This is a genomic window from Faecalibacter sp. (assembly GCF_057177045.1).
The window spans coordinates 361,564-378,136 of record NZ_CM169987.1 but is presented as its reverse complement, the minus strand read 5'-3'; the positions used below and the strand labels follow the sequence as shown (position 1 = coordinate 378,136).

Below are 16,573 nucleotides of genomic sequence, written 5' to 3'. Positions count from 1 at the left end.
TTGTTAGGTATTGGGAAGATTAATATTGGTTTGCTCTCCTGTTTTGATATCAATGATATGGATATTAACCCCACCAAAATATTCTGTAATTTTAATATTCATGGTTCCCAGATTATAAACACCAGGTTCCATTTGTGCGTTTTCATAATCAGATCCAAAGAGTCCTCTTGAAATCTGATTGAGTAATTGTCGGTTGAGTGTATCTTCAAAACTTCCAATCGCAGTTGTCGGTTTAAAATCAGGATAAGAATTATTCTTATATGGATTTTGGGCATCTGCCGAACTAAGCAACCATTGGTAATTGAACGTATCCCCTCCAAAAGAAGGATTTATTGGTTTATAGACCAGTTGTTGTGCGTAAAGATTAATCCATCCAAATCCAAAAAACAGGACAATTGATACGGTTATTTTCATACATATTTCATTTAAGGGGCATTTAATTCACGTTGTAAAAGATTTTGTTCACTTCGGTATTGATTTAAAATTTTAAATACAATTTCAGCTTGCTGATTCAGATAGTCTTCGTTGGGCACCACTCGAAATTTGTATAAAATTTTATCGCGGTCTTGAATTTGAATAAATGAAGTTCGTCCAAATTCAGGCAATTCACTGATGGTCGTAATAAAAGGAAATTGTTCATTACGCAATTGATTCAAGGAATAGAACAAATCAAAAAAATCTTTACCTCCTTTTGTTTTGGTTTCATCAATAATAACCCCCATTAATACAAACTCGTCACGAGGAATGGATTTTAAATGATTCTCATTTTTATGGAATACTATATCTTGACCATCGTGTTTTAAATGAATCGAATCTTTGGCATAAAGTATATTCTTATCATCATCGCGAAGAAATAAATAGGCTTTGAGTTCATCATTCCCATTCAAATTGATTCGGATTTCAGACAAGAATTGTTGCTCATATGGATTGATAATCACTTTTCCTTGTTGCTGATGATTGGACAAGGTTTTATTTTCATTTTGTTTTATGGCAATGAACAAATAATTCAAATCATAGAAGACATCATCTGTGCTTTTTGCAAATGATTTTAGTACGATCCGGTTTTCAGCTTGCGAATAGTCAATTTTAGCTTCAATCGAGGATTGAGCGTAGACTTTACAACCGATGAAGAGAATTAAAATAAAAGTTATGCATCTCATCGGCTATTGGTCATGTAAATTTTACGATCATTTCCTATGATGTCAATGCTCATTTGACGACTCATTCCGTTCATCCCAAAAATCTGAATTTCATTGGACTGTCCGATCATTTGAATTTGAAGACTAGAACTTTTATATGATTCATGATGAACACGTAGTTCATTGAAATGCCCGATTTGATTAATTTTCATAAAATCATAACCAGAATTGATCCATACTTCATTCGAATTCCCCATCTGAACAATGGTAGAGGACTGGGGTAAAAAGGATTGTTGGGCTGAAAAATAATCCAAAACTGTAGTTGAATTTAGCGCATTAAAATCTTGTGCCAAACCTAAAAATGAAATAAAACAAATGAGTAAATATTTCATAATAAACGTTTAAAAAGAGGGAATAATATTCCCTCTATACGATTAATTTGATTGATAAACCACCATAGTATTTAGTGCTCCAGCTTGTAATCCGAAATGTGAATGATTCGCTCCTAACTGCATAACTGTGGATTGATTCACATAACCATACTGTAAATCAATTGCTGTATTACTATACCCAAATTGCAATTGAGTCGCCCCATTATAGCTTCCATCTTGATGAATATAAGCCGTATTGCTGTCTCCTAATTGAAGTTGTAAAGCGGAATTATAAGATCCATCTTGATTCACATAGGCAAAATTGAAATTTCCTAATTGAGCCTGAGTTGACGTATTATTATTCCCGACTTGTGTAGCATAGGCATCATTCAACCAACCTGCTTGTAATTGCGATGAAGTATTATTATATCCCAATTGGAAAGCATATGCTTCGTTCAGACTTCCATATTGCTCTTGTCTTGAAGAATTATTAATCCCGATTTGTAGTGCATAGGCATTATTTCCTCCACCAATTTGTGTCTGTTCTGAAGTATTGAATAATCCTAATTGTTCTACATAAGCCTCGTTCCAATTTCCATCTTGATATTGTGCCGATTGGTTTAAGATTCCAGTTTGAGAAGCAATTGCAGTGTTTTGGTCTCCTAACTGTGTTTGAGTAGAAATATTTAAAATTCCTTCTTGATCAGCTAAAGCATAATTTACATTTCCATCTTGGTATTGAGTAGAAATATTTAAAATTCCATTTTGAAGTGCGTAAGCCTGGTTAGCGTTTCCAAGTTGTACTTGAGCAGAAACATTCATCCAGCCATCTTGGTCGACATAACCTAGATTTCTATTTCCAACCTGTAATTGTGTTGATTGGTTGGATGTTCCGAGTTGATCAACCCATCCTGTATTAGCATTTCCAAATTGATACGTTGAATTCGTATTGCCATCTCCAATTTGACTTACTAAACTTAAGTTGCTATCCCCAATACTTAAGGTTGTATTTTTATTAAGATTGCCTAACTGTAAAACATAGGCATCATTTGACATTCCAATTTGGGTAATGTCATTATCGTTGCGCCATCCTATTTGAGTAACGTAGGCTTCATTTCCCATCCCCAATTGAATGGTAACATCATCATTTGACTGAGCAAAGGCAAATCCCGCAGCAAACAATGCTAGAAGTGATAAAGTAATCTTTTTCATAATTTGTGATTTTAATGATTAGTTATTTTCAAAATTACGATACTATCTTTTCAAAAGAAATCACTCAATTAGTGAAATATTACAACCCCTTATTTCCGTTAATTAATATTAGGTATATAAAAAACCCGTTGAAAATCAACGGGTTTCATTTTATAAGTTTCCTCTTCGGGCTTGTTCACGTTCTAATGCTTCGAATAATGCTTTAAAGTTTCCAGCACCAAACGATTGGGCACCATGTCGCTCGATGATTTCATAGAACAACGTTGGACGATCTTCTACGGGCTTAGTAAAGATTTGTAATAAATAACCTTCTTCATCACAATCCACCAAAATTCCTAAGTCTTGTAATTTTTTAATGTCTTCATCAATTTGTCCGACACGTTCTGGAATCATTTCGTAGTACGCTTCAGGTGGAGCCGATAAAAACTCTACACCACGTGCTTTTAATTCCGTTACTGTTTTCACAATGTCTTTGGTGGCTACGGCAATGTGCTGTACCCCTTCTCCTTCGTAGAAATCCAAGTATTCTTCTACTTGCGATTTTTTCTTTCCTTCTGCCGGTTCATTAATCGGGAATTTAGAGTAACCATTTCCATTACTCATCACCTTCGACATTAAAGCCGAATATTCGGTATTAATTTGTTTGTCATCAAACGATAAGATGTTCACAAACCCCATCACGTCTTGGTACCATTGTACCACTTCGTTCATACGGTTCCATCCTACATTCCCCACACAATGGTCGACATACAATAATCCACAATCTGAAGGTTGGTAAGCCGATTCCGATTTCACATACCCTGGCATAAATGGACCGTTGTAATTTTTACGTTCGATGAACATATGAACCGTTTCTCCGTAGGTGTAAATTCCGGCCATTTTCACTTCCCCAAATTCATCAGAAATTGTTGTTGGCTCTAAGTAGACTTTACCCCCACGTTTTGTCGTTTGTTCAAAGGCATCAAATGCATCGTCCACCCAAAGGGCTAAGACTTTAACTCCGTCTCCATGCTTCATTGCATGTTGACAGATTGGAGAATCTGATTTTAACCCTGAAGTTAATACTAATCGAATCTTTCCTTGTTGTAAAACATAAGAAGCACGATCTCTAACGCCTGTTTCTGGTCCAGCATAGGCAATTTCTTGAAACCCGAATGCTGTTTTATAATAATGTGCCGATTGTTTGGCATTTCCGACATAAAATTCGATATAATCTGTTCCGTTGATCGGAAGAAAGTCTTGTGCTTGTGCGATTTTTTCAGCAAATGTTTGTGTGCTCATTTTTTATAATGTGTTATTTTTTACGTTGTATGTTATACGTTGTACGTTTTACGTTATACGTTGTACGTTGTACGTTTTACGTTGTATGTTATACGTTGTATGCTATACGTTTTACGTTGTACGTTTTAGTACGATGAGATCCTGAAACGAGTTCAGGATGACACGCTGGACTTATATGATAGATTCTAAATACTAGATGTTAGATGTTAGATTTAGAATTCATCATTCATCATTCATAACTTAGAACTTAGAACTTAGAACTTAGAACTTAGAACTTAGAACTTAGAACAAACCTAATACAACCATGATTTATAATAATCAGGATCTTCTAATTCTAGCGCTTGTTCCGTTAACATCAATGGTCGAAACGGATCAATCATTACCGCTAATTCGTGGGTTTCTTTGGCTCCGATGGATTTTTCTACCGTTCCAGGATGTGGACCATGTGGAATTCCGGCCGGATGCAAGGTAATTTGTCCCTTCTCCACGGATTTACGCGACATAAAATCCCCATCCACATAGTACAAGATTTCATCTGAATCCACATTACTATGATTATACGGTGCCGGAATGGCATTCGGATGATAATCAAATAAGCGAGGAACGAAACTACAAATCACGAATCCTGCACCTTCGAATGTTTGATGTACTGGTGGTGGTTGATGAATACGTCCGGTGATGGGTTCAAAATTATGAATCGAAAAAGCCCATGGGTAGTGGTAACCATCCCAACCCACGAAATCAAAAGGATGTGTGCCGTATACATACGGATAAATTAAGCCTTCTTTCTTGATTAATATTTTAAAATCACCGTGTTCGTCGTGCGTTTCTAAATCTTGTGGACGTTTAATGTCACGTTCACAGAATGGCGCATGTTCCATCAATTGACCGAAATGATTGCGGTAACGACGAGGCGTTTCGATTGGACTAAACGATTCGGTAATGAACAATCGGTTCTGTTCATCGTTGAAATGCAATTGATAGATAATTCCGCGCGGAATCACTAAATAATCACCGTATTCAAACGGGATTTGTCCATATCCTGTTTTTAAAATACCTGATCCTTCGTGGATAAAAATGACTTCATCCGCCATCGAATTTTTATAGAAGTAATCGGTCATCGACTTTTTAGGAGCAGCCAATGATATGTGCAAATCATTGTTGACCAATACAGGAACTCGAGATGCGATGTAATCATCCGTAGGTTGTACTCGAAAACCTTTTAATGAGGTATGCTTCAGATGTTTTGCGCGAGCTATTTTTGGTTCAACAGAAAATGGTTCATTGATTTCTTTGACCAACGTTGGCGGATAACAATGGTAGACATTGGAATACGTACTCGAAAATCCGTGGGTAGAAACCAGCTCTTCCGCATAGAGTTCTCTATTGGGTTTTCGAAATACTGTATGTCTTTTCTGTGGGAAAGTTCCCAAAGCGTGATACAGTGGCATATAACTTTTGTTTGTGTTTTGATGAAAAAATGAAAATAGTCAAATCCTCGGTATTGGATAACACCGAACCGCACTACTTACAATGAGTATTGTGCAAAAACGATTTTAGAAAGTAAAGCTATGGTTAGCTTATTCATTCCTATAAATAAAGGTTTTAGTAATTCCTTCATTTGATTCACTATTCTTTGTGGTTCATTCAAAGATAACAAAGAATTTGAATTGTACAAAATACACCACAAACAATTATGAATACTTTTAAAATCTAAGTTTGATGACAAATGCACAGCACGATTACTATTTCTGTTATGATTTGAATGCTAGTCCTAAAAATTGATGAAGAATAAGGGAATTTATATGCATTTGAAAGGGTTGATGTTCCGCTAACTTTTCCGATCCAAAAACCATCAGCTTCCCTTTCATCATCGACGTTCTCTCCTGAAACCGAAAAATCTCATTGAAATGAAAATAGCATGTTTAGCTTGCACCTTACCACAAAAAAAGGCGAGTCTTATCTACTCGCCTATCTTTCTTGGTGGGGATGTTTATTTTTTTGAAATATCGTCTCCCCTTTTTATTTTTGTGTTGATCTGAATTATACCACTTCAATTCTTTTCATTCAACGGATGTCTACTTTTTCCGTCCCATCTTTCAGGAATGTTCTATGCCGCCTCTATGCTACCTTTATGCTACTTCAATGCCGCCTTCTACCGCCTTTGCACCCCCTCAATACCTTATGAGTGAGGCCTCTCCAACGCGGTTTGTGTGTCCTTTCAGTATCCATTCAGTAGGCTAGAAGTATGAATGATTGACAATTGTTGTTTGTTTAGACGATCAATAACGCTTCTTCTTTGATTTGATTCGCGGCTTTCGAATAAATGAAGACTTCAAAATCAGTAGGTGTAGCCTCTTCATAACTTTGCTTCATCTTTAAGTAGGTCATAGGTTTTTCAGCCTCTTTTAGTGCTTTGATGAAATCAATTAACCATTCACCTTCTTCTTTTTCCAGCATTACTTCTAAGTAATTACTCTTGGTATGGAAGGTTAAAACTGCATTTTCAAACATTCTACCTTTTTTGGTTTTAGTTCGAATTTCCATCGTTGGAATTCCGCCTAACCAAACGACTTTTTGAGTTGGTTTATGCGTTACAAATACTTCTTGGTTTAAAATCGATTCAATGTAATTTGGTCGAACAGTCGTTTTGGGCACTTTCATCTCAAACCATTCGTGTAATGGAATCTCGAAGCCTACCCCGTGCATGTAATTGAACAACGATTTCTTTAAACCGAACGAAAATTGGCTATGATCCAATCCCGATTTTTCTTCGTGCACCATGTCATTGTTTGCAAATGATCCCAATTCAGTACTGTGGTTGATTACATTGTATTCTTCTGGATTTAAACCCACGGGGCTGTGCGCTGTCATCGCAAATTGATGCCAAAAACCAGATTGAAGAATCCCTAACTCGAACATCTGGCGCACCATTTCTAAACTATCGATGGTTTCTTGTTCCGTTTGTGTTGGGAATCCGTACATTAAATACGCGTGTACCATAATACCCGCTTCGGTAAAATTACGGTTCACGACCGCTACTTGATCAACGGTTACCCCTTTATCAATCAATTGTAATAAACGATCTGAAGCTACTTCTAATCCACCGGATACGGCAATACACCCAGAAGCTTTCAATAAACGACATAAATCCAGTGTAAAACTTTTCTCGAAACGAATGTTGGTCCACCACGATACCGTTAATTTACGACGTAGAATCTCTAAAGCTACCTCACGCATTAAAGCTGGTGGTGCCGCTTCATCTACAAAATGGAATCCCGTATTGTTGGTTGTGGCAATTAATTCTTCCATTTTATCCACGATTTGCTTGGCCGCAATCGGTTCGTACACTTTGATGTAATCCAATGAAATGTCACAAAACGTACATTTTCCCCAATAACAACCGTGTGCCATCGTCAATTTATTCCATCGACCATCACTCCATAAACGGTGCATTGGATTTACGACTTCAATAACTGAAATGTATTGATCCAAATGTAAATCGGTGTAATCTGGCGTTCCTACTTCACTGAATTTGTAGTCTTTGATTAAAGGATGATTGATGTATTCGACTTTTCCCTCCACCAATGTAAACGTACGTTTCAATTCTGAACGATCACATTCTTGGTGAATGTATTTAAGTAATTGTTCCGTTGGCGCTTCTCCATCGTCCAACGTAATAAAATCGAAAAATTCGAATACACGAGGATCGGATAGCGAACGTAATTCCGTATTTGGAAAACCACCTCCCATATCCACGACAATCTCTGGATAATTCGCTTTTATGTATTGGGCACAACGGAAAGCAGCATATAAATTCCCTGGAAATGGCACCGAAAACCCAATCATTTTTGGATTTGTCGATTGAATTAATTTTTCTAATTCTGATAATGTAATGCGGTCGATGTAAGTAGGAGCTTTTTGCAATTCGGCATAGATCTCATCGAACGAATTTGCTGAGCGTCCTAAACGTTCAGCATATCGACTGAATCCAAAATTCTCGTCTACGGCTTCGATGATTAAGTCGGATAAATCTTCTAAATACAACGTCGCCAAATGCTTGGCTTTATCTTGGAATGCCATGGTCCCAAACGCCCATTCTAAATCGTCTAATTCTGCAAAACGAGAAGCTTCGGGTAGATACCCATCTTGGACAATGGCATCGGCTAACGTTGAATTTTTGCCTTGCAGAAAACGGATCACCGGATCGATCGTATGGATATAATCTTCGCGTAACGTGTAGATGCGAAAACTATTTTCACCTAATGCAATGCCTGAATTTTCGATGTATTCAAATAAATCCGTTAAACCCTTTTTACTGAACAATTGTAAAATAACATCTAAACCTAAATCGGCTTGAAATGTCGTATAGTTCAATTGGTTTAAAAATCCTTTTAGATAAACTGTACCTGGATAAGGTGTGTTTAATTGGGTAAAAGGAGGAGTAATTAATAAAAGATCCGTTTTCAAAAATGTAGAATTTGTGCAAAAATACGGTAATTATCCCATTTATGCTTTCTTCAACCCTAAAGTAGCGATGATTTCACGCGCAACCGCTCTTCCTGCTCTATTTGCGCCTATGGTTGAAGCGGAAGGACCATAACCTGTCAAGTGAATGCGAGGATCTTTTTGCACTTGTGTGGCTGCTTTACCTGCCATCACTACACCGCCTTTTCACTGACTAAATTTAATTCCTTCAAATGGTCGATGTTTTGTTTGAACCCCGTATTCCAAAAGATTACATCCGCTTTCATTTCTTGGCCATCCTCCCATCTCACCCCATCTGCTGTGATTTCGGTAAACATTGGTAAACGATCCATTATACCGTTGTTTAACATTTCTTCAATCGCAGGTGTAATGGGTAAACCTGTCACTGAAACCACGGATTTGGGCGGTAAACCCAATCGAACACGTTCATCGACCATGGCCACGGCTTCACGCCCATGTTCGGGATTAAATTCGTAAGGACGAAAATCTGGAGGGCGTCGCGTGACCCAAGTGGTCGTTGTAACCTTGGCTAATTCGCCCAATAATTGTACGGCTGATATTCCAGCACCTACCACAATGACGTGCTTTCCTCTAAAATCCTCTGCTTTTTTATATGCATTGGTATGCAATTGAAGCCCTTTGAATGATTCTGACCCCGGTAAATGGGGAATATTGGGTGTTTTCCATGTCCCTGTTGCATTGACAATAGTAGGCTGGAACAGCTTGATTGGCACGAATAGCCTCTGGATTTTCTTTCATTGCCTCCTCAAAACTAAGTCCAGGTAAATCATTGATTCCGTTCACATTTTCTAACGTCAAACTGTCCCAACGGTGTTGCCATGCTCCTCCTGCTCCGTTTTCATCGTCTAAAACCACAAACCCTTTTCCTGCTTGGATGCCGAATTTTTGCAAATAGTAGGCAGCCGATAAACCGGCTTGTCCTGCTCCGATTACGACAATGTCTACTATGTAAAATGTTTTCTTTTTCGAGGAAGATGCTTGATTCATGGGTTTGATTTTCCTAAAAATAAAACCTTCTCTCGCTTTATCCGAATTTCAAAATGTTAAAAGAACTTTTGTATCTTCACTTTTCAAACGACAAACAAAATGAAATTTGTTGCTCCGTATCCTATTGTCAATTGATTGATCTTATTTATATTATATTTATCAAGAATTCGATGATTTGTTTCACTTCATTGATTTTGGTACTTTTATTCAAGTATTTACAACCGAATTTATTGCTTCAGGATCTGAATTGCTGTTATAAATTGATTTATCTCATGATGTGTTATTTGAAATTTGTATTCAATGAGACGCTGCGCATAGTTCATTTCGGTAGTTACCACTGAGACAATTACAACTGAGTTTATACCACAAACAATTACATTACGGTTGTGAATTCCTTTATCTCATGATATTTTATTTTATTTTAATTTGTATTCGATGAGACGCTCCGCTTAGTTCATTTCGGTAGTTGCCACTGAAACAATTACAACTTTCACTACCATTACTTCGTGACCGCGAGTGTTGTGAATTCCTTTATCTCATGATGTGTTATTTGAAATTTGTATTCGATGAGACGCTAGCGCTTAGTTCATTTCGGTAGTTGCCACTGAAGCAATTACAACTATACCAGAAGTGATTCAATACATTGAGCAGTTGTGAATTGATTTATCTCATGAAGTATTATTTGAAATTGGTATTCGATGAGACGCTGCGCTTAGTTCATTTTGGTACTTTTATTCAAGTATTTACAACTTGTTAACAACGGTACTAACGTTGGAACTGGTTGTGAATTGATTTCATTTTGGTACTTTTATTCAAGTATTTACAACTGTAAGTACTTCATCGACGTCAATCTCGCAGTTGTGAATTGATTTCATTTCGGTAGTTGCCACTGAAGCAATTACAACTAAATACACTTTAATAGTAGGAAAAAACTAGTTGTGAATTCCTTTATCTCATAATGCTTTTATTTTAATTTGTATTCGATGAGACGCTAGCGCTTAGTTCATTTCGGTATTTTTACTGAAGCAATTACAACGGAACGTCATTACAAAATGAGTTCAATGTAGTTGTGAATTCCTTTCATTTCGGTATTTTTACTGAAGCAATTACAACTTTATCGTTGTAGATGAATCTTTGTTGATTGTTGTGAATTCCTTTCATTTCGGTATTTTTACTGAAGCAATTACAACCTTTTATTTGTTCTTCAACTGAAGCATCGAGTTGTGAATTCCTTTCATTTCGGTATTTTTACTGAAGCAATTACAACTAAAGCTACAAATTGAGCATATAGGCCCTTGTTGTGAATTCCTTTCATTTCGGTATTTTTACTGAAGCAATTACAACTCATTCGAACCAATTGAGTTTACCGAACCTGTTGTGAATTCCTTTCATTTCGGTATTTTTACTGAAGCAATTACAACACAGGTATTGTTATTTACACCATATACATCGTTGTGAATTCCTTTCATTTCGGTATTTTTACTGAAGCAATTACAACTGATTGCAACCATTAGACGTGTGCAACCTAGTTGTGAATTCCTTTCATTTCGGTATTTTTACTGAAGCAATTACAACTGGAGTTCCACGTTTTTTATCCAAGAAGAAGTTGTGAATTCCTTTCATTTCGGTATTTTTACTGAAGCAATTACAACAATCTTTTGCTCGTAACGGCACATTATCATAGTTGTGAATTCCTTTCATTTCGGTATTTTTACTGAAGCAATTACAACTTAAGGTATATAATTAAAATGAGTATCTAAGTTGTGAATTCCTTTCATTTCGGTATTTTTACTGAAGCAATTACAACTTCCGATTGGAATTGTTTCATGTATTCATCGTTGTGAATTCCTTTCATTTCGGTATTTTTACTGAAGCAATTACAACTTCGAAGAAATACAAGACGAAGATGACACTGTTGTGAATTCCTTTCATTTCGGTATTTTTACTGAAGCAATTACAACGTGCATACCCACTCAACTAATTGATTTCCAGTTGTGAATTCCTTTCATTTCGGTATTTTTACTGAAGCAATTACAACGGATATCCATTTACAATCAATCGACTTACTGTTTGTGAATTCCTTTCATTTCGGTATTTTTACTGAAGCAATTACAACTTTTCGGTTGGTTTTGGTTTGGTGGCGCATGTTGTGAATTCCTTTCATTTCGGTATTTTTACTGAAGCAATTACAACATATGGCAAGATGTTTTGGTGTTTGATCCTGTTGTGAATTCCTTTCATTTCGGTATTTTTACTGAAGCAATTACAACAAGTTTGGACGTATCAACGCCTTGGTGAATGTTGTGAATTCCTTTCATTTCGGTATTTTTACTGAAGCAATTACAACGGAACGTCATTACAAAATGAGTTCAATGTAGTTGTGAATTCCTTTCATTTCGGTATTTTTACTGAAGCAATTACAACTTTATCGTTGTAGATGAATCTTTGTTGATTGTTGTGAATTCCTTTCATTTCGGTATTTTTACTGAAGCAATTACAACCTTTTATTTGTTCTTCAACTGAAGCATCGAGTTGTGAATTCCTTTCATTTCGGTATTTTTACTGAAGCAATTACAACTAAAGCTACAAATTGAGCATATAGGCCCTTGTTGTGAATTCCTTTCATTTCGGTATTTTTACTGAAGCAATTACAACAATTAACCCACTACCAACCAATCGAAAAACGTTGTGAATTCCTTTCATTTCGGTATTTTTACTGAAGCAATTACAACAGCGCAATGCGTTTCATTCATCATTGTTTCGTTGTGAATTCCTTTCATTTCGGTATTTTTACTGAAGCAATTACAACATGGATGCGAAACGATTGTTGGAAGAATACGTTGTGAATTCCTTTCATTTCGGTATTTTTACTGAAGCAATTACAACTCCGAATAATCCTTTTCAGATGTTTCAAGCGTTGTGAATTCCTTTCATTTCGGTATTTTTACTGAAGCAATTACAACATCCTTAACACCTTCTTGGTATAATTCACCGTTGTGAATTCCTTTCATTTCGGTATTTTTACTGAAGCAATTACAACAAATAAGATGGTTAAATTTGAGATCAACCAGTTGTGAATTCCTTTCATTTCGGTATTTTTACTGAAGCAATTACAACTTAAACACATTAGAATTTCAAACAACGATTGTTGTGAATTCCTTTCATTTCGGTATTTTTACTGAAGCAATTACAACTCCACCATGTAAATGCAAAATTACGACATTGTTGTGAATTCCTTTCATTTCGGTATTTTTACTGAAGCAATTACAACGCGAAAAGCCAAGGGACACCACCATGAACGGTTGTGAATTCCTTTCATTTCGGTATTTTTACTGAAGCAATTACAACAAGATGAGCTTAAGACACTCTCTCCACTTGGTTGTGAATTCCTTTCATTTCGGTATTTTTACTGAAGCAATTACAACTATTACAACTCAAACACGATCATTAAATAAGTTGTGAATTCCTTTCATTTCGGTATTTTTACTGAAGCAATTACAACTTCTATAACTAAAGAAATGGAGAAACTCAGTTGTGAATTCCTTTCATTTCGGTATTTTTACTGAAGCAATTACAACCACTATTCTATTTTTTTTAGGTTTTTCGACGTTGTGAATTCCTTTCATTTCGGTATTTTTACTGAAGCAATTACAACGTGTTCCGAATCAAATCCACAAGTAATTGTGTTGTGAATTCCTTTCATTTCGGTATTTTTACTGAAGCAATTACAACTAATTTCTTTATTTCAACAAAGTCCATTTTGTTGTGAATTCCTTTCATTTCGGTATTTTTACTGAAGCAATTACAACATGTCGGTGAAGCCATTGACAGTATTGAGAGTTGTGAATTCCTTTCATTTCGGTATTTTTACTGAAGCAATTACAACCAAGAGAAAAAGGATCAATTCATAAAATCAGTTGTGAATTCCTTTCATTTCGGTATTTTTACTGAAGCAATTACAACTTACATTACTTAAAGGAAAATCTTCAACCTGTTGTGAATTCCTTTCATTTCGGTATTTTTACTGAAGCAATTACAACTAAAATGTGTTGAAAAGTGGCGTGATGAACGTTGTGAATTCCTTTCATTTCGGTATTTTTACTGAAGCAATTACAACGGACCAGTTTAATGTTACGGTAGAATTTGAGTTGTGAATTCCTTTCATTTCGGTATTTTTACTGAAGCAATTACAACGATGAAAAGTTCTTAGCGTTAGGATTTGTAGTTGTGAATTCCTTTCATTTCGGTATTTTTACTGAAGCAATTACAACCGGATTCATTAAGTTTTATTTTAAATATTCGTTGTGAATTCCTTTCATTTCGGTATTTTTACTGAAGCAATTACAACATAATTCAGCTTGTAAACGTTTTATTTCTCGTTGTGAATTCCTTTCATTTCGGTATTTTTACTGAAGCAATTACAACTTACGAAGATAGAGATTGATCAGTATGTCCGTTGTGAATTCCTTTCATTTCGGTATTTTTACTGAAGCAATTACAACTATAAAGAGGAAGATGTGGATTACCTTTACGTTGTGAATTCCTTTCATTTCGGTATTTTTACTGAAGCAATTACAACCGTTTTTTGATTTAAACCCTGTTGGACTTCGTTGTGAATTCCTTTCATTTCGGTATTTTTACTGAAGCAATTACAACAATATTTTGGTTTTAGTGCTTCTTTATATAGTTGTGAATTCCTTTCATTTCGGTATTTTTACTGAAGCAATTACAACAAAGACTTTTACCCAACGCCAATAGAAGTTGTTGTGAATTCCTTTCATTTCGGTATTTTTACTGAAGCAATTACAACAGAACCGCGTTTTATTTTTTGCTCTAAATCGTTGTGAATTCCTTTCATTTCGGTATTTTTACTGAAGCAATTACAACGAATACGAATGGTTTACTAAATTAGATATGGTTGTGAATTCCTTTCATTTCGGTATTTTTACTGAAGCAATTACAACATTAAAAAAAGAAATTATGTCTGAAATTAAGTTGTGAATTCCTTTCATTTCGGTATTTTTACTGAAGCAATTACAACCGGATAAAATGCAATTCAAATTTTAAAAAAGTTGTGAATTCCTTTCATTTCGGTATTTTTACTGAAGCAATTACAACAATAAATCTTCAGGTTCTATACATTATTTAGTTGTGAATTCCTTTCATTTCGGTATTTTTACTGAAGCAATTACAACTCAAACAAACCCGTTTCAACAACTGGCTTCGTTGTGAATTCCTTTCATTTCGGTATTTTTACTGAAGCAATTACAACAATAAATCATCGTTATTAATCGCGGTCGTTGTTGTGAATTCCTTTCATTTCGGTATTTTTACTGAAGCAATTACAACATCCAACAATCTATTCTCTGGTCTTACCCAGTTGTGAATTCCTTTCATTTCGGTATTTTTACTGAAGCAATTACAACAAAAGGTGAACTTTTAAAAGTTTTAAAACGGTTGTGAATTCCTTTCATTTCGGTATTTTTACTGAAGCAATTACAACTAACAACTTCTTAAAGTCATCATTTAAACCGTTGTGAATTCCTTTCATTTCGGTATTTTTACTGAAGCAATTACAACCTGCACTAAAGTTATTATGCGAAACGTAACGTTGTGAATTCCTTTCATTTCGGTATTTTTACTGAAGCAATTACAACAGCAGGCCATCTATTATCCTCTCTTCAATCGTTGTGAATTCCTTTCATTTCGGTATTTTTACTGAAGCAATTACAACCTCATCTTTGATGAAGCCTTTCTGATAAAGGGATTTGGACCAAGGATTAGGATTAAAAAAATAAAACCGATAAGAGATTTATTAAAGCTACTTATCGGTTTTTTTCATTTCTAAAAAAGTTCCAATTGTTGAGGTCCTTTGGGCAAATCCGCTTCTAATTTTGCAAAAAATATTTCCATCATCCCAAATTGTTTATCGGTGATGCATAGTATCCCCACTTTACCGTATTGGGGTAAAGCTTTTTTGACTCTTTTGATGTGGACTTCCGCATTCTCTTTGCTGGGACAATGTCTGAGATAGATGGAGAATTGAAACATATTGAATCCATCATCTAAAAGTTCTTTGCGGAAGCGTGTGGCTTGACTGCGCTGTTTTTTGGTTTCGGTTGGTAAATCGAAAAATACTAATACCCACATGATTCTATATGCGTTATATCGTGAAAAACTCATCTCAATTCCGGATAACGAATTAAACGTTGTTCTCCGCTTAAGCATTTTACCAGTGAACTGGTGGTCGAACTAATGGCTACCATTAGTGGGCGTGTTAATCCATCCATTACGACATCTTTGGTTGCGATGGCTAATAAAAAAGCTTTTGATTCTTTCGTTAATTCTGTGGGTTGGAAAGGCTTATTGATCCATTCCAATACCATTTCATCCACATAAGGACGGTAAGGTTCCATGATATCATCGGCTAAACAATACGCATTGTACTTGTTGCGGTGAAAAATTCCGATGGTCGGATTTAGTCCCGATGAAACTAATGCACGTGCCACCATGCTTCTTAGTATGGCATATCCAAAATTTAAAAAATTGTTCGGTGCATCTCCGTATCGTTCTCTGGTGAAATCTTCAAACAATTGTTTCCAATAATATTGAGCGGCGATCCCCTCCATGTTAGTGGTGTCTCCAGATTTGACATTGTTGAAGTATTTTACCATGGAAGTCGACACTTTTCCTAATTTATCCAATAAGGCTTTTTGTTGGTAGATTTTGGCTTCTACGGTTTGTTTCCAGAGTTGCTTCTTTAACGGTTCTGAGCAGTTGATTTGAAGTTTGACTCTTTCGGAATGGGTCACGTGTCCATTCAGTGGTAACATTAAACCAAGCGGCAAATGGGATTGATCGCAACTGATAATGGCGACATTGTGTTGTTGGAGCAATACCATGGCTTGATGAGAAAGGGTAATTTGATAATGATCGAGGACCAAAACTGCCATATCTTCCATAGGAACTGAGCCTTTAACCTGTTGGGTTAAAGGATCTCCTATGATGAGTTGATTGTCTTTTAATTTTAAGGAAGTAGGAGTACCAATGTAAATGGTACGTTTTAGCATAGTT

The 16,573-nt window shown here is 35.8% G+C and carries 12 protein-coding genes and 1 CRISPR repeat array; all 12 genes read right to left on the bottom strand.

Features of this window, described 5'->3' with window-relative positions; all coding sequences use genetic code 11:
• Nucleotides 1-3: 3 nt before the first annotated feature.
• Complete coding sequence (locus tag AC1QSP_RS01685) at nt 4-414, bottom strand: curli assembly protein CsgF (RefSeq protein ID WP_484079496.1); 411 nt, start codon at nt 412-414, stop codon at nt 4-6.
• 11 nt (nt 415-425) lie between these two features.
• Nucleotides 426-1,160, bottom strand: a complete 735-nt coding sequence (locus AC1QSP_RS01680; RefSeq protein WP_484079495.1) for a CsgE family curli-type amyloid fiber assembly protein — start codon at nt 1,158-1,160, stop codon at nt 426-428.
• Nucleotides 1,157-1,531, bottom strand: a complete 375-nt coding sequence (locus AC1QSP_RS01675) for a hypothetical protein (RefSeq protein ID WP_484079494.1) — start codon at nt 1,529-1,531, stop codon at nt 1,157-1,159. The genes AC1QSP_RS01680 and AC1QSP_RS01675 overlap by 4 nt, the downstream gene beginning before the upstream one ends.
• Nucleotides 1,532-1,573: 42 nt before the next feature.
• Nucleotides 1,574-2,722 (bottom strand): hypothetical protein, encoded by a 1,149-nt coding sequence (locus AC1QSP_RS01670; protein ID WP_484079493.1) that lies wholly within the window; start codon nt 2,720-2,722, stop codon nt 1,574-1,576.
• Nucleotides 2,723-2,872: 150 nt separating this feature from the next.
• Complete coding sequence (gene hppD, locus AC1QSP_RS01665; protein ID WP_322970153.1) at nt 2,873-4,003, bottom strand: 4-hydroxyphenylpyruvate dioxygenase; 1,131 nt, start codon at nt 4,001-4,003, stop codon at nt 2,873-2,875.
• Between the two features lie 293 nt (nt 4,004-4,296).
• Nucleotides 4,297-5,454 carry a homogentisate 1,2-dioxygenase gene (locus AC1QSP_RS01660; protein ID WP_484079492.1) on the bottom strand — a complete coding sequence of 386 codons (1,158 nt, stop codon included), beginning with the start codon at nt 5,452-5,454 and terminating at the stop codon, nt 4,297-4,299.
• Between the two features lie 823 nt (nt 5,455-6,277).
• Nucleotides 6,278-8,473 carry a B12-binding domain-containing radical SAM protein gene (locus AC1QSP_RS01655; RefSeq protein ID WP_484079491.1) on the bottom strand — a complete coding sequence of 732 codons (2,196 nt, stop codon included), beginning with the start codon at nt 8,471-8,473 and terminating at the stop codon, nt 6,278-6,280.
• A 39-nt stretch (nt 8,474-8,512) separates the two neighbouring features.
• Nucleotides 8,513-8,662, bottom strand: coding sequence for a hypothetical protein (locus AC1QSP_RS01650; protein ID WP_484079490.1), 150 nt, complete (start codon nt 8,660-8,662; stop codon nt 8,513-8,515).
• A gap of 2 nt (nt 8,663-8,664) precedes the next feature.
• A complete protein-coding gene (locus AC1QSP_RS01645) occupies nt 8,665-9,162 on the bottom strand; it encodes an FAD-dependent oxidoreductase (RefSeq protein ID WP_484080376.1) in 498 nt (165 codons plus the stop codon).
• Nucleotides 9,101-9,499 carry an NAD(P)-binding protein gene (locus AC1QSP_RS01640; protein WP_484079489.1) on the bottom strand — a complete coding sequence of 133 codons (399 nt, stop codon included), beginning with the start codon at nt 9,497-9,499 and terminating at the stop codon, nt 9,101-9,103. Before AC1QSP_RS01640 ends, AC1QSP_RS01645 begins: the two co-directional genes overlap by 62 nt.
• Before the next feature lie 1,066 nt (nt 9,500-10,565).
• A CRISPR array of direct repeats spans nt 10,566-15,233; the repeat unit is 47 nt; unit sequence GTTGTGAATTCCTTTCATTTCGGTATTTTTACTGAAGCAATTACAAC.
• A 110-nt stretch (nt 15,234-15,343) separates the two neighbouring features.
• The gene (gene cas2, locus AC1QSP_RS01635; protein ID WP_484079488.1) at nt 15,344-15,682 is read right to left on the bottom strand and encodes a CRISPR-associated endonuclease Cas2; all 339 of its coding nucleotides are present in this window, start codon (nt 15,680-15,682) and stop codon (nt 15,344-15,346) included.
• On the bottom strand, nt 15,679-16,569 hold the full coding sequence (cas1, locus tag AC1QSP_RS01630) for a type II CRISPR-associated endonuclease Cas1 (protein ID WP_484079487.1): 891 nt from the start codon (nt 16,567-16,569) through the stop codon (nt 15,679-15,681). Before cas1 ends, cas2 begins: the two co-directional genes overlap by 4 nt.
• Nucleotides 16,570-16,573: the final 4 nt, after the last annotated feature.

What these genes read in the sequence shown, in the direction of transcription:
- AC1QSP_RS01680 (WP_484079495.1), bottom strand. Translation starts at nt 1,160, where the DNA reads ATGAGATGCATAACTTTTATTTTAATTCTCTTCATCGGTTGTAAAGTC.
- AC1QSP_RS01640 (WP_484079489.1), bottom strand. Translation starts at nt 9,499, where the DNA reads ATGAATCAAGCATCTTCCTCGAAAAAGAAAACATTTTACATAGTAGAC.
- AC1QSP_RS01670 (WP_484079493.1), bottom strand. Translation starts at nt 2,722, where the DNA reads ATGAAAAAGATTACTTTATCACTTCTAGCATTGTTTGCTGCGGGATTT.
- hppD (WP_322970153.1), bottom strand. Translation starts at nt 4,003, where the DNA reads ATGAGCACACAAACATTTGCTGAAAAAATCGCACAAGCACAAGACTTT.
- AC1QSP_RS01685 (WP_484079496.1), bottom strand. Translation starts at nt 414, where the DNA reads ATGAAAATAACCGTATCAATTGTCCTGTTTTTTGGATTTGGATGGATT.
- AC1QSP_RS01660 (WP_484079492.1), bottom strand. Translation starts at nt 5,454, where the DNA reads ATGCCACTGTATCACGCTTTGGGAACTTTCCCACAGAAAAGACATACA.
- AC1QSP_RS01675 (WP_484079494.1), bottom strand. Translation starts at nt 1,531, where the DNA reads ATGAAATATTTACTCATTTGTTTTATTTCATTTTTAGGTTTGGCACAA.
- cas2 (WP_484079488.1), bottom strand. Translation starts at nt 15,682, where the DNA reads ATGAGTTTTTCACGATATAACGCATATAGAATCATGTGGGTATTAGTA.
- AC1QSP_RS01650 (WP_484079490.1), bottom strand. Translation starts at nt 8,662, where the DNA reads ATGGCAGGTAAAGCAGCCACACAAGTGCAAAAAGATCCTCGCATTCAC.
- cas1 (WP_484079487.1), bottom strand. Translation starts at nt 16,569, where the DNA reads ATGCTAAAACGTACCATTTACATTGGTACTCCTACTTCCTTAAAATTA.